A 22,207-nucleotide genomic window follows, 5' to 3' on the forward strand; every position below is an offset into this window, starting at 1 on the left:
AAAAAAGGAGATAATAAATAATGAGTAAAATTATAGGAATTGACTTAGGAACTACAAACTCTGCCGTTTCAGTATTAGAAGGTGGAGAACCAGTAATCATTACTAACCCAGAAGGCAATCGTACTTCACCCTCTGTAGTAGCTTTTAAAGATGGCGAAATTCAAGTAGGAGAAGTCGCTAAACGCCAAATGGTGACAAACCCGAATACAGTTGCTTCGATTAAACGTCATATGGGGGAATCCGGTTACAAGGTTCATGTCAATGACAAAGATTACACCCCAGAAGAAATTTCTGCTATGATCTTACAATACCTAAAAGGTTACGCAGAAGATTACTTAGGAGAAAGTGTAAGTAAGGCTGTTATTACTGTGCCAGCTTACTTTAATGACGCTCAACGTCAAGCAACCAAAGATGCTGGTAAAATTGCCGGCTTAGAAGTTGAACGGATTGTTAACGAACCTACTGCAGCTGCTTTAGCTTATGGTTTAGACAAAGATGATAAAGATGAACAAATCCTAGTCTTTGACCTAGGTGGCGGGACCTTTGACGTTTCTGTCTTAGAACTCGGTGACGGTGTCTTTGAAGTCTTATCTACTGCCGGCGATAATAAATTAGGTGGGGATGACTTTGACCAACGCATTGTGGATTACTTAGTTGAAGAATTTAAGAAGGATAATGGGATCGATCTTTCCAATGATAAAATGGCTATGCAACGTCTCAAAGATGCTGCAGAAAAAGCGAAAAAGGATTTATCCGGAGTTACTTCTACACAAATCAGCTTACCATTCATCTCTGCTGGTGAAAGTGGCCCATTACACTTAGAATTAACCTTAACTCGGGCAAAATTCAACGAACTTACTGATGACTTAGTTGACCGGACCACTAAACCCGTTCAACAAGCCTTAGCTGACGCTGACTTATCCAAGTCAGATATTGACCAAGTGATTTTAGTTGGTGGTTCTACCCGTATTCCGGCAGTGGTTGACCATGTTAAAGAATTAACTGGCCAAGACCCACACCGTGGTGTTAACCCTGATGAAGTGGTTGCTATGGGTGCTGCTATTCAAGGTGGTGTGATTACTGGTGACGTTAAAGACGTTGTCTTACTCGATGTTACTCCACTATCCTTAGGTATTGAAACCATGGGTGGGGTCTTCACCAAATTAATTGATCGGAACACGACTATCCCAACCTCTAAATCCCAAGTCTTTTCAACGGCTGCAGATAACCAACCCGCTGTAGATATCCACGTTTTACAAGGTGAACGTCCTATGGCTGCTGACAACAAGACTTTAGGTCGTTTCCAATTAACCGATATTAACCCAGCTCCTCGTGGTGTTCCTCAAATCGAAGTGAAATTTGATATTGACAAAAACGGGATCGTTAATGTTTCAGCGACAGACAAAGGCACTGGTAAAGAACAAGCGATTACCATTCAATCTAATTCCGGTTTAACCGATGAAGAAATTGACCGCATGATGAAAGATGCTGAAGCTAACGCTGAAGAAGATAACAAGCGTAAAGAAGAAGCAGAATTGAAGAATGAAGTTGAACAAATCATCCATCAAACTGAAAAAACTACTAAAGATGTTGAAGGTAAAGCAGATCAAGCAGATATTGATAAAGCCAACCAATTAAAAGACGAATTAAAGGCTGCCCAAGAAGCTGGAAATACTGATGAGATGAAGGCTAAGAAGGACGAATTAATGGAAGTTCTGCAACAATTAACGGTAAAACTTTACGAAGCTAACCAAGCAGAGGGCCAAAATGAAAATCAAGATAATAATGATGATGGTACCGTTGAAGGTGACTTCGAAGAAGTAAATGACGATAAATAATCGACTATAGTAGGCTTGTCCCTGGCTTAAGGCAGGGACAAACTACTGTATCGAGGATAAGGGGGTAAAATATGGCTAAAGGAGATTACTATGACATTTTAGGTGTCAGTAAAGACGCCAGCCAGAAAGATATCAAGCGTGCTTACCGTAAACTAGCAAAAAAATACCATCCTGATTTAAACCATGATCCCGGTGCTGAAGAAAAATATAAAGAAGTAACGGAAGCATATGAAGTTTTAAGTGATGAAAACAAACGGAAACAATATGATCAGTTTGGTCATGCTGGTGCAAATGGTGGCTTCGGTGGCTTTGGCAATGGAAGTTATCAATCCTACTCAGGACAAGGTTTCTCTGGCTTTGAAGATATCTTCGATCAGTTCTTTGGTGGTCAAGGTGGCTTCGGTGGCTTTGGCTCGTCTGCTAGCCAACGGTCTAGGACTGCACCTCGCCGTGGGGATGACTTACAATACACCATGGATTTAAGCTTTGAAGAAGCTATCTTTGGTAAAGAAGAAACGATCTCATATAAACGCGAAGAAGCTTGCCAGGTTTGTGAAGGCTCTGGTGCTAAGCCGGGAACGTCGAAGAAAACTTGTCCAACCTGTAATGGACAAGGGGTCGTTCAACAAGTAAGAAATACCCCATTTGGACAAATGGCTAGTCAAACCACCTGTAGCCAGTGTCAAGGTGAAGGTAAAATTATCGAAGACCCATGTACTAATTGCCAAGGAAGCGGTCGAGAAGAGAAGACCCATACGGTTAAAGTGAAGGTTCCAGCAGGTGTCGAAGATGGGCAATCGATTCGTCTTTCCGGACAAGGTTCAGCTGGCTACAATAAGGGTCCAGCTGGGGACCTCTATGTGGTTTTCCGTGTAGCTAAAAGTAATATCTTCCAACGCAAAGGGTCACAAATCAGTATTGACTTGCCTCTAAACTTTGCCCAAGCCGCTCTGGGTGATGAAGTTGAGGTTCCAACCGTTCACGGCAAAGTGAACCTTAAGATTCCTGCAGGTACACAAAGCGGAGATACTATCCGCTTACGGGGTAAAGGCGCTCCAGTTTTAAATCGTGACCGCAATGGAGACCAATTAGTCAATATTAAGATCATTACACCTAAACATCTCAATGACAAACAAAAGGCTGCTCTTCGTGACTATGCAAAGGCATCAGGAAATAATGTCACTGAAGAAGAGAAGAATTTCTTTGATAAAATTAAAGATGCCTTTTCATAAGCAAAATGAGGTTGAATTTTTTAATTGATTTTAATCATCTAAAAACCGTAATCTTCTTCCTAGGAAGGTTACGGTTTTTGCTTTAGCTTTACTAGAACTTTTTAATGGTTTGTTTTAGATATCATCTGATCTCTCCATGGCTATATGTTATAATGAAGGGTGAACTCTTTATAGATTAGATAAGGAAGTGAGCAAACGAGTGACAAAAGCAATTGATATGAATGAATTAAAAGAAAGACAGAAACGCATTAGAAATTTTTCGATTGTGGCCCATATTGACCACGGTAAGTCAACCTTAGCTGACCGTATTTTGCAAAAGACTGGGACGGTTTCTGACCGGGAAATGCATGATCAACTACTTGATTCCATGGATTTAGAGCAAGAACGTGGCATCACTATTAAACTAAATGCCGTTGAATTAGAGTACCAAGCAGAAGATGGCCAAGAATATATCTTCCATTTGATCGATACTCCGGGGCACGTCGATTTTGCCTATGAAGTATCACGGAGTCTGCAAGCCTGTGAAGGGGCGCTTTTGGTGGTTGACGCGGCTCAAGGGATTGAAGCTCAAACTTTGGCAAATGCTTATTTAGCAGTGGATAATGATTTAGAGTTAGTGCCAGTCATCAATAAGATCGATCTACCTGCAGCTAATCCTGAATATGTTAGAACTGAAATTGAGGATATTATTGGTATTGATGCGAGCGAGGCGGTCTTGTGTAGTGCTAAGACTGGGATTGGTATTGAGGAAATCCTGGAACAAATTGTGACTAAAATACCTGCTCCCCAAGGGGATATCGAAGCGCCTCTCCAGGCATTGATTTTCGACTCCGTCTATGATTCTTATCGGGGAGTCGTTCTTAGTGTGCGGATTGAAAACGGCATAGTAAAACCTGGTGATACCATTGAATTAATGAGTAATGGTAAGCAGTTTGATGTCACTGACCTAGGAATTATGTCGCCTCACCCCATTAGTCGGGATTATTTAATGGCAGGGGATGTTGGCTATATTACTGCAAGTATCAAGACTATCCAAGATACTAAGGTGGGCGATACTGTGACTTTAGCGGATCGTCCTGCAGCAGAAGCCTTACCTGGTTATCGTCCCATGATGCCTATGGTATATAGTGGTCTATATCCAGTAGATTCTGCTGATTATGTTGCCCTTAGAGAAGCCTTAGAAAAGCTGCAATTAAACGACGCCTCTCTAACCTTTGAGCCGGAATCATCCCAAGCTTTAGGTTTTGGCTATCGGTGTGGTTTCTTAGGTATGCTCCATATGGATGTTACTCAAGAACGACTCGAACGTGATTTCAACCTTGATTTAATCATGACCGCACCATCGGTTATTTACCATGTTTATAAAACCGATGGGGAAATGGTAGAAGTCTCCAACCCTTCTGAAATGCCAGATAATACCCAAATCGATTGGATTGAAGAGCCTTACGTCCGTGCTGAAATTATGGTACCTAAGGATTTTGTTGGAAATGTCATGGAACTTGCCCAACAAAAGCGGGGAAATTTTGTCAACATGGAATACCTGGATGATATTCGGGTGAATATTATTTATGAAATGCCCCTGAATGAAGTGATTTTTGACTTCTTTGACCGTCTAAAATCCGGCACCAAGGGCTATGCTTCGCTTGACTATCAACTGATCGGTTATCAAAAGAGCAATTTAGTCAAACTCGATATCTTACTGAGCGGAGAACCTGTCGACGCCTTGAGTACTATCGTTCACCGTGATTTTGCCTATGACCGCGGACGTAAACTAGCCGAAAAATTAAAAGAAGTGATTCCACGGCAAATGTTCGAAGTGCCTGTTCAAGCAGCCATTGGGAATAAAATTATTGCCCGCACTACGATCAAGGCTTATCGAAAAGATGTTACTGCCAAGTTATATGGTGGTGACGTCACCAGAAGACAGAAGCTGTTGAAGAAACAAAAAGAAGGTAAGAAGCGCATGAAGGCAGTAGGATCTGTTGAAGTGCCTCAGGAAGCCTTCCTGGCCATCTTGGATATGGATGATGAGAAATAGAGTTAAAGAAAAAAGACTGCTTAGGCGGTCTTTTTTCACCTGAAGAATTAAACATGAGGAGGCTAAGTTTTGGATTTAAAAATTATTCACACTGAAGAGGGGCCTGCTTTACTGCTGCCAAATGAAGAAATATTTAAAGAATATAGTCAATGGACTTTAAAGGAAAATGATGACCAAGAAGATAGCTTTATTTTACTTCCACGGGTAGATAACCCTTATCGTCATGCTTGTGATGGGGAATTTTACCTGGGAGAGGCCTGGGATGATTATGATCATAAGGAGGTGGACTGATGGCCTACCAACCACGGCAAAAAGACATTGTCTGGATTAATTTTAACCCTTCCAAAGGTCACGAAATTCAAAAACGCCGGCCAGCTTTAATCGTTTCCTCCGATGACTACAACCATGCCACCCATTTTGTCATTGTCTGCCCGATAACCAATACAAAAAGGAAACTTAAAACCCATTTAAGACTAAAGGGCTACCAAACTACAGGTCAAGTGATGACCCAGCAAATGTATTCTTTAGATGTGACTGAAGCTGGTGGAAGAGAAATTCAATACATCGAAAGATTGTCTAAGAAAGATTTCCATCTTATTAAACAACTGATTCAATATAATTTTGATTTTTAACCATTTGAGTATTTTAAAGTAAACCTTTCCGTTAGTAAAAAGCCAATATTTATTTTATAGTAGATATAGAAGTTAAAGCGCTTAAGGGAAAGGAGACTACTATGACTGTCGACAAACGTTTATATCGTGTAGTTAAAGCCAATGCTGAAAAGGGGAGCCCGAAAATTTCATTGTATATGCCAACCCATCGAGCTGCTCCAGAAAATCAGCAGGATCCTATCCGTTATGAAAATTTACTCAATGAAGTCAAGACGCAATTAGAGACTAATTATCCCGATAGTGATTGGCAAGGGACTTTTGATCATTTGTCTAAATTAATTGATGAAAAAGTCGATTTTTGGCAAAAAAATAAAGAAGGCTTGGTGATACTAGCTAGTGAACAGTTGATTGAGATCTTTAGATTACGGCAAGAGCAAGAAGAAATCGCCTATGTAGGAGATTATTTCCATTTGGTTCCCTTATTAGCTTACTATGAGGAAGCTTTTGATGTGATTTTGGCCGATATTGCTAAAGACCAAGTCCAATTATACTTAGCTGACCAGTATTCTTATGAACCGACTGAAATTGATGAAATCAAAAGTTCATTTTACGATATTTATGATGATAATGATTCTGAAAACAAACAAACGACATCTAGGGGGCAAGGGTCTATTCATTCTAATCAAAGCAAATCCGCCCAAGTCGAAAGAGATCGTGATAAATATTTCAGCTACCTAGATCAAGAATTCGACAAACTGGCTAAGGATGTGGAAAGAAAAATATTATTAGCTGGAACCAAGGAGAATATTGCTGCCTTTAAAAAGGAAGCTTCATCGAAGGCTTACTTGGATACAGCGATTGAGCAGCCAATTAGCGGCGAAAACCACCAAAGAATTAAAGAGCTTTTAGCTGAGACTCTTTCACCACTAGCCAAAGACAATGTTAGAACCATAGAAGATAAAATTGAAGAGGCTAGGGGAGCTTCTCTCCTTATGGAAGAAGTTGAGGATATTCAGCTTGCCGCTAAAGAAGGACGGATTGCTGAGCTAGTAATATTCTATGGAGAGTCATCGACTTATGCGAGTTTGATTGATAAATTAATCCATCAAACCATTATAAATAGTGGGGAGATTTCAGTTATTCCTGCTAGCTCGGTTTCAGAGACGTCTACTTATGCCTTGTTACGTTATTAGGAGAATGAGCTTATTAATAGGGACTAAGTTTAACTGGATATGAAATTCTGGTGTTGATTGAGGACTTAAATTCCTCATCGACACCATTTTTCTTGGTTAATACCGTAGTTAAAATAGGAGCTCCTTTCCCTGATCGACATAGTCAAAGCTTAAGTTTTTAATTTTAAAATAGAAAATTATTTTCTTAAGGCTCAAGTTAAATTCCTATAGTATAATTTAACTACTAAGCAGTGAAATGAGGTTATAACATGTTAACGGATATCGAAATTGCACAAGCTAATAAGTCTTTACCTATTAAAGAGATTGCCAAAGAAGTCAATTTAAACGAAGAGGATCTGATTCCTTATGGCCATGATAAGGCTAAAATTAACCATCAAGCCCTTGAAAAATTAAAAGATAATAAAAAAGGTAGGCTAATTTTAGTAACATCGATTAATCCTACCCCTGCAGGCGAAGGAAAATCTACCTTGACTATTGGCTTAGGTGATGCCCTAAGACGCTTAGATAAAAAAACCATGATTGCCCTAAGAGAACCCTCACTGGGACCGACAATGGGATTAAAAGGCGGGGCAGCTGGTGGAGGCTATGCCCAAGTTGTGCCTATGGAAGATATTAATTTACATTTTACCGGTGATCTACACGCGATTACTCAAGCTAATAATCTTCTATCAGCAATTATTGATAACCACATTCAACAGGGGAACCAGTTAGGTATTGATAGCCGACGGATTACCTGGAAACGGGTCATGGATATGAATGACCGGGTGCTACGTCATATTGTGGTAGGTCTGGGGAGTCCTGGTAATGGCTATGTACGCGAAGATGGTTTTGATATTACTGTTGCCTCAGAGATTATGGCAATCCTTTGCCTTTCTAGAAATCTTGATGAATTACGTCAACGCTTCGATAAAATTGTGATTGGCTATACTCGAGACCAAGAAGCGGTTACAGTAAAAGATTTAGGCTGTTCTGGTGCTATGGCCTTATTAATGAAGGATGCTATTTTACCGAATTTAGTACAGACCCTAGAACATACGCCAGCATTGATCCATGGGGGACCTTTTGCTAATATTGCCCATGGCTGCAATTCAGTGATTGCAACCGATACAGCTCTTCGTTTAGCAGATTATGTGATCACTGAAGCTGGCTTTGGAGCTGACTTAGGGGCCGAGAAATTTATGGATATCAAGGTTCCTATCTTAGAAAAATCTCCCGATGCCGTAGTTATCGTGGCTACTGCAAGAGCCCTAAAACATCACGGCAATCCTAATTTGGATAAAAATGCCGCTTTAGAGGAAAGACTCGAGGCAGTTAGAAAAGGCTTTGCTAACCTAGGTCGACATATTCAAATTATGAAATCCTACCAAGTCCCTGTTTTAGTAGCTATTAATCACTTTAAGGACGATACTGACGAAGAGATTGAACTGATAAAAGAGCTCTGTCAAAAAGAGGAGACGCCTTCTTACTTGGCAGATGTCTGGGAAAAAGGAGGTCAAGGGGCGCTTGACCTTGGTCAAGCCGTGATCGACTCCATTGATGGAGAGCAAAATACTCACTTCCAACCCCTTTATCAAGCTGATCAAAAGAGTATTGAAGAAAAAATTCAAGTAATTAATCAAAAAATATACGGTGGGGAGGGTGTTGAATATTCAGCCGAGGCTAAGAAACAATTAGCGGCTATTAAGAAAAACGGCTGGGATCATTTACCGATATGTATGGCAAAAACCCAATATTCTCTGAGTGATGATCCTAAATTGCTAGGTGCTCCAGAGAATTTCACCCTACATATTCGTGAGTTAGTTCCCAAGCTAGGGGCAGGCTTCATTGTTGCTTTGACGGGTAACGTTTTAACCATGCCAGGTTTACCTAAGCAACCAGCTGCTCTCAAGATGTCCATTGATAATCAAGGAAAGATTAGTGGACTTTTCTAGCAATTCGCTGACTATGCCCAAGTCTATGAGTTGTGCTAGAATGGAACAGAAGTTAAAAGAGGAGCGATTATTTTGCAAGATTACTTAGCTAAAAATTGGAGTAAAACATATGGCATCAAGCAGTTACTTGATGAGGTATCTTTTTTAATTCGTGAAGGCGACCATATTGCCTTGATCGGCCCCAATGGATCAGGAAAGTCCACCTTATTAAAAATTTTAGCCGGTAAGGATCATTTGGATAGCGGAACGATTGAACATAGTAACGATTATTCCATCGGTTTAGTTAGTCAAAATCCAGACTTAGATGATCAGCAAAGCCTCTTTGAAGCGGTATATTCTGGAGATAGCCCCTTAGTCAAAACAGTTAAAGCCTATGAACAAGCCACACAGGCTCTATCTCAAGATCCTAATGATGAAAAGAAACAAAAGAAATTTTCACATTGGGAAAGCGAAATGAATCGCTTAGATGCTTGGCAGTTAGATACAAATATTCAAACTATCCTTACTAAGTTGGAACTCAAGGATCTCTATCAAAAGGTAGGGCATTTAAGCGGGGGCCAAAAACGCAGGTTGGGATTGGCTAAAGTATTAATTGATGAACCTGATCTTTTATTATTGGATGAACCGACTAACCACATGGATTTTGAAATGGTCAAATGGCTGGAAAATTATATTAATAATTATAAAAAATCAGTGGTTATTGTGACTCATGACCGTTACTTCCTGGATACGGTAGCCCAACGGGTATTTGCCTTAGATAGAGGGAAACTGACTGAATACCAGGGAAATTACCAAGATTACTTGAACAAACGTGCCGTTGAGTTAGATGTTGAAGCCGCTAATCAAGCCAAGCAAAAGAAATTGTATAAGCAGGAACTGGCCTGGATGCGCCAAGGGGCTAAGGCCAGATCTACCAAGCAACAGGCCCGTATTAATCGTTTTAATGATCTTAAAGAGGATTTAAATCAGCACCGGTCTCTTCAAGGTTCCGTTCAACTAGACTTTGATCAAGAACGTTTAGGAAAAAAAGTTATTTCTCTAGAAGACGTTAGTGTGGGTTATGATAGCCGCCAGCCTTTACTTGAAGATATTAATTTACTAATCCAAAATCGGGACCGCATTGGTATTATTGGTGAAAATGGTGTCGGTAAGACCAGCTTACTAAATACCATTGCGGGAATAATCCCTCCTTTAAGCGGACAGATTGACATTGGACCTACTGTTAAGATTGCTTATTTCCAACAAGTTCCTACTGATTTACCAGAAGATAAGCGACTAATTAACTATATTAGTGAAGTTGCTGATGAAATTGTCTATGATGATGGACGTAAACTGTCAGCATCGCAAATGTTAGAAACTTTTTTATTTAACCGGGAAAGCCATGGGCAATTAATTGCTAAATTGTCTGGTGGTGAAAAGAAACGTTTGTATCTTTTGCGATTATTAATGGAACGGCCTAATGTCTTATTCCTAGACGAACCTACCAATGATTTAGATATTGATACTTTAACAGTCTTAGAGGATTACCTGGCTCAATTTCCGGGTGCGATGTTGACGGTTAGCCATGACCGCTACTTTTTAGATAAAACGGTTGATAAATTATTAATTGTTCATAAGGACAAATCTTGTCAACTATTTTTTGGAAACTTCACGGACTATGAAAGTGAGCATAAAGAAAAAGCTAAAAGTAGCCATTCTTCAAAACAAAGTTCAGGACAAAAAGTTGAAGTTACACATAAAAGTAATGACTCTGACACTATTCAAAGCAGTAAGAAGAGAATGACCTATAAAGAAAAGCAAGATTGGCAAGTTATTGAGAGTCAAATCGATCAGTTAGAGACTGATATCCAAAGAATAGAAAATGATATGCTAGCAAATGGATCTGACTACGGAAAGTTATCTGAGTTGCAAAAAGAAAAAGAAGGCAAAGAAAATGATTTGCTAGGAAAAATGGAATATTGGGAGTATCTGAGTGAATTGAAACCTTAAGCTAAGATAGGAGAGTTTTGAGGGAGACTCTGTGGTACTATGAAGCCTTAATATGATTATTGGAGGGAAAAGTAGTGAAGCAATATTTAGACTTGTTACAGACCATTTTAGAAAAGGGCCATGACAAGTCCGACCGGACCGGTGTGGGCACGCGTTCAATTTTTGGTTATCAGATGCGTTTTGATCTTAATGAAGGTTTTCCGATCTTGACAACTAAGAAGGTAGCCTTTGGTCTGATAAAGAGTGAACTTCTATGGTTTTTAAGAGGAGACACTAATATTCGTTATTTATTAGAAAATAATAACCATATTTGGGATGAGTGGGCCTTTGAAAACTGGATAAGCAGTGAGGACTATCAGGGCCCAGATATGACCAATTTTGGTTTGCGGGCAGAAAAGGATCCAGAATTTAAAGCCGAATATTTAAACGTTAAAGCAGACTTTTGTCAAAAGATCCTTAATGATGAAGACTTTGCTAAAGAATATGGTGAATTAGGTAATGTCTATGGCAAACAATGGCGGGATTGGGAAACTCGTGATGGGGGCTCTATCGATCAAATTGCTAATATTCTAGAGCAGCTTAAAAATACCCCTGATTCTCGCCGAATCATCTTATCCGCCTGGAATCCAGAAGATATCCCTAATATGGCCTTGCCTCCCTGTCATACCTTAAGTCAATTTTACGTTAATGATGGCAAGCTTTCCTGCCAACTCTACCAAAGAAGTGGCGATGTCTTTTTAGGGGTTCCTTTTAATATTGCTTCTTATGCTTTATTAACTCATTTAATTGCCCGTGAAGTCGGCTTGGAAGTCGGGGACTTTGTTCATACTTTTGGTGATGTTCATATCTATAATAATCATTTCGACCAGGTAAAAGAACAATTAAGTCGTCAACCTGGTCAATTACCCCAGCTTGAAATAAAAAGTGACAAATCCATGTTTGACCTTGAAAAGGATGATATCGTATTGAATAATTATCACCCTCAGGCTCCGATAAAGGCTTCAGTGGCTGTATAGATTTAGGCTGATTGAAAGTGTATGGATAAAAGGAGGCTATCATGTTAATAGCTATATGGGCCCATGCGGCTAATGGTATTATAGGAAAAAATAACCAACTTCCTTGGCATATTAGCGAAGATATGAAATTTTTTAAGCAAGAAACCCTGCATAAGACTGTAGTTATGGGCCGAAAAACCTTCGAGTCGATGGGCAACCGCCCATTAAAAGAGCGTAAAAATTACATTCTGACCCGTAAGAAAAGCTTGCCGGGGGTTAACGCTAATAATGAGGATCAGGTTCAAATCATTAATCAGATGGATGAGATTATCGAACTAGCAAAAGACGAAAATGTTATGGTTATCGGAGGCGCAGAAATTTACCGCTTATTCTGGCCTTATTTGGATGAGCTTCGTATTACTAATATTGCTGAAAATATTGAGGGGGATACTAGCTTTAATCCTGATCTGAGCCAATTTAGACGCTATGCGGTTGTTGACCAAGATCTTAATAGTGAATCGAATTATCATTACCAGTTCGAATTCTGGGAAAAAAAGAAATGAGACTAGGGAGGTTCTACGGTGGAAAATAAAAAGAAGCAAAGAAATCCATGGAAAATTGCATTCTTAAGCTTGCTTACCTTTTTGGTGATTTTATTTGCTTCTGCTTATTTTTATATCTATCAAAATAGTCAAGCAAATACCTACCAAGACAAAATCCAAGTGAATCAGCCTAAGAATCCTGACCAGGCAATGGTTCCAGTTAAACTAGCGATGACCGTTGACCATCTGGTCCGTCTTCTCAACCAAGAAAACCTGCCTTTTCTTTTGGAAAATAATCAGGACGCGGTCGTTATAAAAGGGAAAATTCAGCTTTTAAACCAATCCCTTGCTTACACCTTAACTACTCGCCCTGAGGTCCATTCCAGTGGCAATCTTAGTTTGAAAGTAGTTAATTTCTCTATACTATCCTTAGATCTTCCTTTAAATCTCTTTTTACCCATTCTTTCCAAGATAATGCCTAGTGACTTGCCTTTAGCTGTTGATACTGCATCAGAATCGGTCATTATTTCTTTAAAAGAATTACTAGCTAAGGAAGGCATTGCCTTTGAAGTTGAAACAATCGATTTGACTAATGATCAAATTGTTTTACAATTAGCAATTCCTGAGCAGAAAATTAGCCAAATCTTAGACCAGTTGGGAGAGAAAGATTAAAGTGAAGCCATTTTATCAATATATTCAAAAACACCGCAATAGTAGTGGGACAAGTCAAGATCCCAAGAGCCAATTGGCTGAATTAATCTATCTTGATGGAGATTTCCCCAAAACTGCTACTGATTTTGCTAGTATTAGTAATTACATTGAGTTAAATAGTCGCTACTCTCAGTGGGTTTCGCTATTCGATGAATTGTGGCAAGCTTATCTCAACAATGACTAATGACTAGGAAGTGAAAATATGACGGATGAAAATAGAAAAACAGAAGATAATCAAGAAAATAATGAAGTAAAAAAAACTGAAGATAGCCAAGTTTCCCATGCTTCAAAAGCTCAAACATACTCTGAAATAAAAGAGAATATTTTTCAAGAGCAGGAAGAAGATAGTGAAAAGGTAAATGATAAAGGACAATTTAGCCCTAAATCATCTTGGACGCGATTCTTATCAAGCTTATTAGTCATTGCTCTAACAGCCATACTGACCTTTTTTGCCACCAATTATTTGACCACAGGACGATTACCATGGCAAATTCACGCTCAAAACACCATGTCTACTCAGGAAATTAGTAAGCTACAAAAAACATTTTCATTAATTACTGATAGCTACATTGGTGATGTGAACCGTGAAAAATTAATTGATGGTGCCTTAAAAGGGATGACAGAAGCCGTTGATGATCCCTATACCACATACTTGCATGGCGATGAATCTTCTCAATTAGACCAAACCATTGAGGCTAATTTTGAAGGCATTGGCGCGCAAATTACAGTAAGGGATAATCAAATTGTGGTCATTAGCCCCATTAAGGGCAGCCCAGCTGAAAAGGCAGGCATACAAACCGACGATATCATTAAAAGTGTTAACGGTGAATCCTTGGAAGGGAAAAACGCCCAAGAAGCGGCTAATATGATCCGAGGAGAAGCGGGAAGCCAGGTTCAACTAGTGATTGAACGTGGTGGCGACCAACAAGAGCTGTCCTTAACTCGAGCAGAGATTCCCTTGCAGACGGTCTATAGTCACAAAATTGAAGGCCATCCCGAAATTGGTCTCATTCAAATTTCTTCTTTCTCTGAACCTACCGCTAAAGATGTCCAGGAAACGGTTAAGAGTATGCGTGAAGAAGGCGTTAAGTCCTTTATCTTCGATGTTCGTGGCAATCCTGGGGGATTACTCAGTTCAGCAATTCAAATTTCAAATTACTTCTTAGCCGACGGAGATACTATTGTTCAAATTGAAGATAGCCAAGGCAATCGGAAGAAGATTCAAGCCGATAAAAGCAAGATGGGGGACTTTAAAATTGATGAACCCAGTGTCATCTTGATTGATAAGGGGAGTGCAAGTGCTTCTGAGATTCTAGCAGGTGCCTTACAGCAATCTGCCCATATCCCAGTCATTGGCAGTCAAAGTTTTGGTAAGGGTACCGTCCAAACAGTGGTCAAATTGGATGATAAGGACCAATTAAAAATAACTTATGCCCATTGGCTAACTCCTGACGGTTCCTGGATTCATAAGCAAGGCATTAGTCCAGATATCGAAGCCCAATTACCAGATTACTCAGAACTTTCCTTAGTTGATGGCAGTCAAAATTACCAATTAGGGGAAGAATCTGATAAAATAAAAAATATCCAAGCGCAACTTAACTTATTAGGCTATCTGGAATCTGATCAAGTACAAGGGAAATTTGATGAACAGACTCAGACAGCCCTGGGGGCTTTCCAAGTAGATCATGAACTTGAAAAAACCGGTCAAGTGAATGATGAAACTGCGCAAGCCTTAACTCGTGCGCTAAGAGACTATATTCTAGCCCACGATACCCAAAAAGATAAAGCTGTTGACTATTTACTTGAGCATGCACAATAGAAGAAGGTTTTAGACTCATGAAGAAATTTCTTAGCGGTATTGGAGAAATCATTATCATTGTAGCGGTTGCCCTCCTACTCTATCTAGGGATTCGCCATTTCATCGGTTTTCAATTTACTGTTAGAGGGGCCTCTATGAATCCCACAACGGAGGACGGCCAGCATCTCATTGTTAGCCGTCTGGGGGATGTGGATCGTTTTGATATCGTTGTATTAGATGCTCCGGATAATAGCGGGGACAAATATATCAAAAGAGTTATAGGTATGCCAGGAGATAAGGTGGAATATCGTGATAATCAATTATATATTAATGACCAAGCCTATGATGAGCCTTATCTCAATGAATTAAAAGCCGAAAATCCCGGAAAATTAGTGACTGAGAATTTTACCATTGAAAAAGTTCCCGAAAATTCCTATTTTGTAATGGGAGATAATCGACCAGTTTCAAAGGATAGCCGTGCTTTTGGGCCAGTAGCTGGTGATCTCATTTACGGAGAAGTCAATTGGAGGATTTGGCCTTTTGATGAAGCCGGCCGAATTGAGTAATAGAATAATTGAATGGATGAGAAGGCAGTTTCAAAGATGTAGCTGCCTTTTCTTATGAGGAAGGTGAAGAAAGTGAGCACAATACAATGGTTTCCTGGCCACATGGCCAAGGCTAAAAGACAAGTTCAAGAACAATTAAAGAGTGTGGATTGGGTAGTAGAAATTCGTGATGCCCGTATTCCCATTGCCAGTAAAAACCCTTTGATTGATCAAATTATTCAACAGAAAAAACGTTTAATTGTCTTAAATAAAGCTGATTTAGCTGATCCGATTCAAAATAAACTGTGGCTAAATCACTTAAGAAACAAAGATACCGATGCCATCGCTATCGACAGTAAAAATAATAAAGAAATTAAGAAGTTACGTCACTACCTCTTGGAAGTAACTGATAGCGAGCGGCAAAAATGGCTAGACAAGGGCATGAAACAAAAAACGATACGTTTAATGGTACTAGGGATTCCTAACGTGGGTAAGTCGACCCTGATCAATCAACTGACCCATAAGAAAACAGCAAAAGTAGGGAATCGCCCTGGTGTTACTAAAGGACAGCAATGGGTACAAATTGATAAAGACTTTTCCTTATTGGATACCCCTGGCATCCTCTGGCCTAAATTTGAAGACCCACTGGTGGGGATGAATCTCGCTCTGACAGGAGCTATTAAAGACACCCATTACTATAGTGATGACATTGCCCTTTATGCCATGCAATTTATGATGGATTATTATATGGAAGAATTTTGTCAGTTCTTTAATTTATCAGAAGAGGAAGCCCAACCGCCTTATCCTGAATTAATGATGTCATTGACAAGTAAAATGGGAATGAAAGATGACTATGAGCGCTTTAGCGACTGGCTAATTCGTGAATTTCGTAGTGGGAAAATTGCGCCAATGACCCTTGATCGTTATGAAGATTATCGACTGGAACAAGCTGAGAAAGGATCGGCTGATGACTAAAGATAAGCTAACCGTACAAGCGATAAAAGACTACCTGAAACAGGACCTATCAGCCATTGATACTGACTTAGTGGCTAGCTGGCGATTAGACCAGCGACAGGGCGTTATCAAGGCTTTAAGCCAGTATGATCGTCGTTTGACTAAGGAGTCAGAGCGTCAAGAACATATACGTTATATGAACCAAATTGAAGCTGACTTACATGCTAAGGGTTTTCAATATATTGCCGGTGTAGATGAAGTCGGACGTGGTCCCTTAGCAGGGCCAGTGGTCACTGCCGCAGTCATTTTAAAGCCTAAGCGGCCCCTGTTTGATTTGCGTGATTCTAAACAACTTAGTCAAGTCCAACGGCAAAACTTAATTCCTCTGATTAAAGAAAATAGTGTCGCTATAGCTATCGATGTTCAAGATAATGAGGCCATTGATCGCTACAATATTTTAAATGCCACCAAACGCTCAATGATGAATAGTATAAGAAAGTTGAGCCCTCAAGCAGAATATGTTTTAATTGATGCTGTCGATTTGTCCTTAGATATTCCTCATAGTAGTCTAATTAAGGGGGATGACCGGGTAAGTGCAATCGCTGCTGCTAGCATTATCGCTAAAGAATATCGTGACCAAATCATGCGTGATTATGCTAAGCAATACCCTGCCTATGGCTTTGACCGCAATGTCGGTTATGGAACCAAGGAACATCTTAAAGCAATAGAGACTTATGGCCCCTGTCCCATCCATCGGAAAAGCTTTGCACCAATTAAGAATTATTTCTAATGAAATTGTCACCCTTTTACGGCTGAATAGGCTACGAAAGGGTGGTTATATGTATGATGAAAGGAATTATCAAGGTGCTAGGCAAGTACTCATTCATTTAACGGAGTCTGCCATAGTGGGTTATGAGGACCGAGTTCAGGTATTTAAAGGCCTATTAGAGAATCCTGATTATCAAGGGGTGCTGAGACATTATTTAAAAGGAAGGAAATATTATCCAAAACTCCTTCGCTTTTTGAGTCATAGGCCTTGGTCTTTCTATCAAAACTATTATGAAAAAGAGAAAATTTTTCCCATCACTTACTTTGACCCTCAATACCCAGACCTTTTAAAAGAAAGTCATAAGCCGCCTTTGGTTTTATTTTGTCAAGGCAATATTGACTGGTTAAAAGCTGACTGTTTGTCTATAGTTGGGGCGAGAGATTGTAGTAACTATGCCCAAAAAGTTATTGATAAGCTGATGCCAAATCTTGTTAACTCTTTAGTTATCGTGAGCGGTTTGGCTCGTGGCGTTGACAGCCTTGCCCACCGCTCCAGTATTCAAAATTCAGGAAGAACCATCGCTGTGATAGGGACCGGTCTAGCTAAGGTTTACCCTAAAGAACACCGCGCTTTGCAAGATTTTATTGCTAAAAATCACCTGCTGGTCTCTCCACTGCCTAGTTTTACCGGGGTAAAAAAGTGGCATTTCCCATATCGAAATGAAGTGATTGCGGGACTGTCTAGAGCCACCTGGGTTGTTGAAGCTAAGAAAAAATCGGGCAGTTTAATTACTGCTAACTATGCCTTACAGGCCAATCGCGAGGTTTTGGCTACTCCAGGTAATATTTTTAGTGTCCGTTCTCAAGGCACTAATGCTTTAATTCAGGCAGGGGCCAAGCTGATTAGCGAAGCGGATGATATCTTAGAGACTTATCGTTATCCTTCTTTTATTTAACAGCTAAAAATCTTATATTTGACAAGGTTAAAAAATTCGCCTATGATATGAAGCGTTTAAATCTCCCAAGAAGAGAGGAGCATATTATTGGCTACAAAAAGAAAGAAAACACCTAAAAAAGATTTAGTGATTGTCGAATCACCAACTAAAGCAAAAACGATTGAAAAATACTTAGGACGTAAATATAAAGTGGTGGCAAGTAAGGGCCACTTACGAGATCTTCCTAAAAGTAAAATGGGAATAGATATTGAAAATAATTATGACCCCCATTATATTACAATTCGTGGTAAGGGAGATACGATCAAAGATCTTAAAAAAGAGGCAAAAAAAGCAAATAATATTTACTTAGCTTCTGACCCGGACCGAGAAGGAGAAGCGATTGCTTGGCACTTAGCCCATATTTTAAAATTAGATCCCAAAGAAGATATCCGGGTCACTTATAATGAAATTACCAAGGATACGGTTAAAGAAGCGATCAACAATCCACGCGCCATCGATAAGGACTTGGTGGATGCTCAGCAGGCTAGACGGATCCTAGACCGCTTGGTGGGCTATAACTTGTCCCCCATTTTATGGGCTAAGGTCAAGAAGGGCTTATCCGCTGGGCGGGTGCAATCCGTTGCCTTAAAAATGGTCGTTGACCGCGAAGAGGAAATCCGTAACTTTGTGCCTGAAGAATATTGGAGCATTGAAGGCGTATTCCAAAAAGGAAAAGAAACTTTCAAGGCCAATGCTTCCAAATTTAAGGGTAAAAAAATTGATCTAAAAAATGAAGATGATGTTAAAGTCTTAATGTCAAATCTCAGCAGTGATCAATTTGAAGTTCAAAATTTGACCAAAAAGCAAAGAAAACGGAATCCGCAAAAACCATTTACGACTTCTTCCCTCCAACAAGAAGCTTCCAAACGCTTACGCTTTAGAACGCGAAAGACCATGATGGTTGCCCAACAGTTATATGAAGGGATTAAATTAGGCAGTGAAGGGACAGTGGGGTTAATTACCTACATGCGTACTGACTCCACCCGGATTTCTGATGGTGCTAAACAAGAAGCCGGCCAATTTATCCAAGACAAATACGGTAAGGAATATATCGGTAAGGGGACTAGCGGGGCCAGCGGACAAGGTGCCCAAGATGCCCATGAGGCTATTCGACCGACTTCTGCCTTTCGTCATCCCGATAGCGTTGAAGCTTATCTCAGTAAAGACCAATTCAAGCTATATAGTCTTATCTGGTCTCGCTTTATGGCTAGCGAAATGGCACCAGCTGTCTATGATACGGTGGCCTGTGATCTGGTTCAAAATGATGTGAGCTTTAGGGCAAATGGATCAAAAATTAAATTTACAGGTTACCTCAGAGTTTATCCGGATAATAATGAAAAGGATAATCTCTTACCAGAACTAGAAAACGGTGAAAAGGTAAAGAGTAAAGAATTAACTCCTAACCAACATTTTACCCAACCACCAGCTCGCTATACTGAAGCAAGCTTAATTAAGACTCTAGAAGAATTAGGGGTTGGCCGTCCTTCTACTTACTCACCAACTTTAGAAACCTTAATTAAGCGCTACTATGTTAAATTAGAAGCTAGACGTTTTGAACCCACTGAATTAGGTGAGATTGTTAATAGTTTAATTTCTGAATTTTTCCCTGATATCGTTGATCCACAATTTACCGCTAACTTGGAAGATGAATTAGACCATGTGGAAGACGGAAATAAGAATTGGATAGACGTCGTTGATGCTTTCTATCAACCCTTTAGTAAGGATATTGAAAAAGCTGACCAAGAAATGGAAAAAATCGAAATTAAAGACGAACCAGCAGGCTTTGATTGCGACGTCTGTGGTCATCCAATGGTAATTAAATTAGGACGTTATGGGAAGTTTTATGCATGTAGTAATTTCCCTGATTGCCGTAATACTAAGGCCATTGTTAAAGAAATCGGTGTGAATTGCCCAACCTGTAAGGAAGGACAAGTTGTCGAACGGAAATCGAAGAAAAAACGGGTCTTTTACGGTTGTTCCCGTTATCCTGATTGTGATTTTGTTTCCTGGGATAAACCGGTGGGGCGGTCCTGTCCTAAATGTGACCATTACTTGGTTGAAAAGAAAAAACGCGGCTCTAAACAAGTGATTTGTAGCAATTGTGACTATAAAGAAGATGTCCAAAAAGGCGATGATTAGAGCTTTTGCTGACAGAATACGAAACCTGATAATCAAAAAGGATTACAGGTTTTTTATTTTAACTCAGTAAAAGGTAAATTAACTTTATAAATGTTTTGAAAATTCCGACAATTACTTGAAAAAAGCCCCTTAATATGGTAGATTATATGAGCTAAGAGGGATTTTATGACTTTTGAAAGTTATCGAAAAAGGTTAAAAGAATATATAAAAGATGAGAAGCATTATAGTGATCAGACCTTAAAGGCGTATTTAAGCGATTTTGACGACTTTGTCTCCTTTCTTAGGGACGAACTACTAATAAGCGATTTCAAGCAGTTAAGCTATCGAGATATTCGCCTCTATTTAAGTCATCTGCAAAGAAAGGGATTGAGTCGTAAAAGTTTAGCTCGTCATTTAAGCAGTTTGAGAACCGCTTTCAATCGTTTTCTTGACCAAGGTCTGGTGGAAGATAATCCTTTTACCTATGTTCAAGCAGCTAAAACGGGACTAAAATTACCCGATTTTTTTTATGAAGCTGAGTTAGATCCCTTGTTTGATGCGGCTAAAGGGCCGCGAGCTCTGGATAAGCGAAATATAGCGCTGTTAGAATTCTTATATGCGACTGGTGCTCGGGTGAGTGAATGTACGAATTTGACTATAAAGCAAGTAGATCTTAAAAATTCTATTGCCTTGCTGCATGGTAAGGGGAGCAAAGATCGCTATGTTCCTTTTGGTTCCTATTGTAAAAGGGCATTGGAGGAATACTTGGATTCTGGCCGACCTGATCTCTTAAAAGGCCATGATCATGAGTATATCTTCGTTAATAGTCGGGGAGAAGCCTTGACTCCATCAGGTGTGACTTATATTTTGAATGATTTAGTCAAAAAAAGCGCCAGTAACCTGGATATTCATCCCCATAAATTACGCCATTCTTTTGCTACCCATCTCCTAAATCATGGAGCTGATATAAGGACAGTACAAGAATTATTAGGGCACTCAAGTTTATCTAGTACGCAAATTTATACCCATATGTCAAAAGAATCTTTAAGAAATAATTATTTGAAATACTTTCCAAGAGCTAAGCATAGTGATGTACATAAGGAGGACCAAGAATGATAGCTGAATCGGTAGAGGGCGTTTTAGAAAAAATTAGAGACATTAATAAGGTTATCCGTGAAGGAAATATTTATGACGATGAGATGGCAGATTTTCCCTTTCAAAAGTTAGTCCGTTACTTAGCGGAAAATTTAGAGGCCAACGCGTATTTAGTATCTGTTGAAGGAGAACTATTGGGGTATTTTGCTATTTATGAGGAAATCAATAGTGAGCGGACCGAAGCGATGATGCAAGCCCACCAACTAGACCCCAATTATTTAGATATTATCTCACCGATCCAAGAAACCAAGTCAAACATTCCAACTTCAGATGACCGGACTATCTTGGCCTTGGAATTTCGTGATAAATTTAACAAAGGCATGACCACTATTATTCCTATTTATGGTAATACCACCAAATTAGGCTATTTAATCTTAGCTCGTCCCTATGAAGACTTTAATTGCTATGACCTGATTCTTGGTGAATATGTGGGGACGGTTCTAGCCATGGAGATGGTGTTTATTAAACGCCGTCGTCAAGAGGAAAAAGAACAGAAAAAACAAGTGGTGGATTCAGCCATTCGCTCACTTTCTTATTCGGAATTAAATGCCTTATATGTTATTTTTAAAGACCTAGAAGAGCCACGCACACGCATTACAGCCTCTAAAATCGCTAAAGAAGAGAATATTACCCGCTCTGTGATAGTAAATGCCCTACGAAAAATGGAATCTGCTGGGGTATTTACTTCCCGCTCTTTAGGAATGAAAGGGACCCATATTGATACTCAGAGTAAAGAAAATCTGGAGTATTTGAAAAAACGTTTAGCGGAAGAAGTTTAAAGCAAAAATCGCGCC

The 22,207-nt window shown here is 39.6% G+C and carries 20 protein-coding genes; all 20 read left to right on the top strand.

The genetic code is table 11. The annotated features are described in order from the left end of the window. Positions 1–20 precede the first annotated feature (20 nt). The 20 genes from dnaK to DBT50_RS04840 all read left to right on the top strand — a co-directional run bounded on the left by dnaK (position 21) and on the right by DBT50_RS04840 (position 22,192). A complete protein-coding gene (gene dnaK / locus DBT50_RS04745) occupies positions 21–1,838 on the top strand; it encodes a molecular chaperone DnaK (RefSeq protein ID WP_070560238.1) in 1,818 nt (605 codons plus the stop codon). Between the two features lie 71 nt (positions 1,839–1,909). Continuing rightward, entirely contained in the window at positions 1,910–3,070 is a 1,161-nt protein-coding gene (gene dnaJ / locus DBT50_RS04750; RefSeq protein WP_060778225.1) for a molecular chaperone DnaJ, read from the top strand. Between the two features lie 217 nt (positions 3,071–3,287). Further along, positions 3,288–5,108 (top strand): translation elongation factor 4, encoded by a 1,821-nt coding sequence (gene lepA / locus DBT50_RS04755; protein ID WP_181566078.1) that lies wholly within the window; start codon positions 3,288–3,290, stop codon positions 5,106–5,108. 69 nt (positions 5,109–5,177) lie between these two features. After that, the gene (locus DBT50_RS04760) at positions 5,178–5,399 is read left to right on the top strand and encodes a type 2 periplasmic-binding domain-containing protein (RefSeq protein WP_060778226.1); all 222 of its coding nucleotides are present in this window, start codon (positions 5,178–5,180) and stop codon (positions 5,397–5,399) included. Beyond that, positions 5,399–5,740, top strand: coding sequence for a type II toxin-antitoxin system PemK/MazF family toxin (locus DBT50_RS04765; protein WP_070560232.1), 342 nt, complete (start codon positions 5,399–5,401; stop codon positions 5,738–5,740). The genes DBT50_RS04760 and DBT50_RS04765 overlap by 1 nt, the downstream gene beginning before the upstream one ends. A gap of 101 nt (positions 5,741–5,841) precedes the next feature. After that, the gene (locus DBT50_RS04770; RefSeq protein ID WP_111853202.1) at positions 5,842–6,912 is read left to right on the top strand and encodes a baeRF3 domain-containing protein; all 1,071 of its coding nucleotides are present in this window, start codon (positions 5,842–5,844) and stop codon (positions 6,910–6,912) included. 248 nt (positions 6,913–7,160) lie between these two features. Next, positions 7,161–8,843, top strand: a complete 1,683-nt coding sequence (locus DBT50_RS04775) for a formate--tetrahydrofolate ligase (RefSeq protein ID WP_111853203.1) — start codon at positions 7,161–7,163, stop codon at positions 8,841–8,843. A 72-nt stretch (positions 8,844–8,915) separates the two neighbouring features. Next, positions 8,916–10,832, top strand: coding sequence for an ABC-F family ATP-binding cassette domain-containing protein (locus DBT50_RS04780; protein ID WP_111853204.1), 1,917 nt, complete (start codon positions 8,916–8,918; stop codon positions 10,830–10,832). Between the two features lie 74 nt (positions 10,833–10,906). Beyond that, entirely contained in the window at positions 10,907–11,848 is a 942-nt protein-coding gene (locus DBT50_RS04785) for a thymidylate synthase (RefSeq protein WP_111853205.1), read from the top strand. Between the two features lie 41 nt (positions 11,849–11,889). Next, the gene (locus DBT50_RS04790; RefSeq protein ID WP_111853206.1) at positions 11,890–12,390 is read left to right on the top strand and encodes a dihydrofolate reductase; all 501 of its coding nucleotides are present in this window, start codon (positions 11,890–11,892) and stop codon (positions 12,388–12,390) included. A gap of 18 nt (positions 12,391–12,408) precedes the next feature. Next, positions 12,409–13,041, top strand: a complete 633-nt coding sequence (locus DBT50_RS04795; RefSeq protein ID WP_111853207.1) for a YpmS family protein — start codon at positions 12,409–12,411, stop codon at positions 13,039–13,041. 1 nt (position 13,042) lies between these two features. Beyond that, positions 13,043–13,264: a YozE family protein gene (locus DBT50_RS04800; protein WP_181566073.1), complete on the top strand. Its 222-nt coding sequence runs from the start codon at positions 13,043–13,045 to the stop codon at positions 13,262–13,264. An 18-nt stretch (positions 13,265–13,282) separates the two neighbouring features. Further along, positions 13,283–14,899, top strand: coding sequence for a S41 family peptidase (locus DBT50_RS04805; protein WP_253286021.1), 1,617 nt, complete (start codon positions 13,283–13,285; stop codon positions 14,897–14,899). Between the two features lie 17 nt (positions 14,900–14,916). Beyond that, positions 14,917–15,444: a signal peptidase I gene (gene lepB, locus DBT50_RS04810; protein WP_111853209.1), complete on the top strand. Its 528-nt coding sequence runs from the start codon at positions 14,917–14,919 to the stop codon at positions 15,442–15,444. 72 nt (positions 15,445–15,516) lie between these two features. Further along, positions 15,517–16,398, top strand: coding sequence for a ribosome biogenesis GTPase YlqF (ylqF, locus tag DBT50_RS04815; protein WP_258455386.1), 882 nt, complete (start codon positions 15,517–15,519; stop codon positions 16,396–16,398). Continuing rightward, positions 16,391–17,167: a ribonuclease HII gene (locus DBT50_RS04820; protein WP_111853211.1), complete on the top strand. Its 777-nt coding sequence runs from the start codon at positions 16,391–16,393 to the stop codon at positions 17,165–17,167. The genes ylqF and DBT50_RS04820 overlap by 8 nt, the downstream gene beginning before the upstream one ends. Positions 17,168–17,216: 49 nt before the next feature. Further along, complete coding sequence (dprA, locus tag DBT50_RS04825; protein ID WP_181566074.1) at positions 17,217–18,101, top strand: DNA-processing protein DprA; 885 nt, start codon at positions 17,217–17,219, stop codon at positions 18,099–18,101. 87 nt (positions 18,102–18,188) lie between these two features. Beyond that, positions 18,189–20,279, top strand: coding sequence for a type I DNA topoisomerase (topA, locus tag DBT50_RS04830; protein WP_111853213.1), 2,091 nt, complete (start codon positions 18,189–18,191; stop codon positions 20,277–20,279). Positions 20,280–20,444: 165 nt separating this feature from the next. Further along, a complete protein-coding gene (locus tag DBT50_RS04835) occupies positions 20,445–21,374 on the top strand; it encodes a tyrosine-type recombinase/integrase (protein WP_111853214.1) in 930 nt (309 codons plus the stop codon). Next, positions 21,371–22,192 (top strand): GTP-sensing pleiotropic transcriptional regulator CodY, encoded by an 822-nt coding sequence (locus tag DBT50_RS04840; RefSeq protein ID WP_013669685.1) that lies wholly within the window; start codon positions 21,371–21,373, stop codon positions 22,190–22,192. Before DBT50_RS04835 ends, DBT50_RS04840 begins: the two co-directional genes overlap by 4 nt. The last annotated feature ends 15 nt before the right edge of the window (positions 22,193–22,207 follow it).

The sequence above is a fragment of the Aerococcus tenax genome (assembly GCF_003286645.3).
In the GTDB taxonomy this organism is placed as follows: domain Bacteria; phylum Bacillota; class Bacilli; order Lactobacillales; family Aerococcaceae; genus Aerococcus; species Aerococcus tenax.

Bases quoted from the DNA above. Each gene is read 5' to 3' on its own strand.
- DBT50_RS04775 (WP_111853203.1), top strand. From the start codon at position 7,161: ATGTTAACGGATATCGAAATTGCACAAGCTAATAAGTCTTTACCTATT.
- lepA (WP_181566078.1), top strand. From the start codon at position 3,288: ATGAATGAATTAAAAGAAAGACAGAAACGCATTAGAAATTTTTCGATT.
- DBT50_RS04790 (WP_111853206.1), top strand. From the start codon at position 11,890: ATGTTAATAGCTATATGGGCCCATGCGGCTAATGGTATTATAGGAAAA.
- dnaK (WP_070560238.1), top strand. From the start codon at position 21: ATGAGTAAAATTATAGGAATTGACTTAGGAACTACAAACTCTGCCGTT.
- dnaJ (WP_060778225.1), top strand. From the start codon at position 1,910: ATGGCTAAAGGAGATTACTATGACATTTTAGGTGTCAGTAAAGACGCC.
- DBT50_RS04770 (WP_111853202.1), top strand. From the start codon at position 5,842: ATGACTGTCGACAAACGTTTATATCGTGTAGTTAAAGCCAATGCTGAA.
- dprA (WP_181566074.1), top strand. From the start codon at position 17,217: ATGTATGATGAAAGGAATTATCAAGGTGCTAGGCAAGTACTCATTCAT.
- DBT50_RS04765 (WP_070560232.1), top strand. From the start codon at position 5,399: ATGGCCTACCAACCACGGCAAAAAGACATTGTCTGGATTAATTTTAAC.
- DBT50_RS04840 (WP_013669685.1), top strand. From the start codon at position 21,371: ATGATAGCTGAATCGGTAGAGGGCGTTTTAGAAAAAATTAGAGACATT.
- DBT50_RS04820 (WP_111853211.1), top strand. From the start codon at position 16,391: ATGACTAAAGATAAGCTAACCGTACAAGCGATAAAAGACTACCTGAAA.
- DBT50_RS04805 (WP_253286021.1), top strand. From the start codon at position 13,283: ATGACGGATGAAAATAGAAAAACAGAAGATAATCAAGAAAATAATGAA.
- lepB (WP_111853209.1), top strand. From the start codon at position 14,917: ATGAAGAAATTTCTTAGCGGTATTGGAGAAATCATTATCATTGTAGCG.
- DBT50_RS04835 (WP_111853214.1), top strand. From the start codon at position 20,445: ATGACTTTTGAAAGTTATCGAAAAAGGTTAAAAGAATATATAAAAGAT.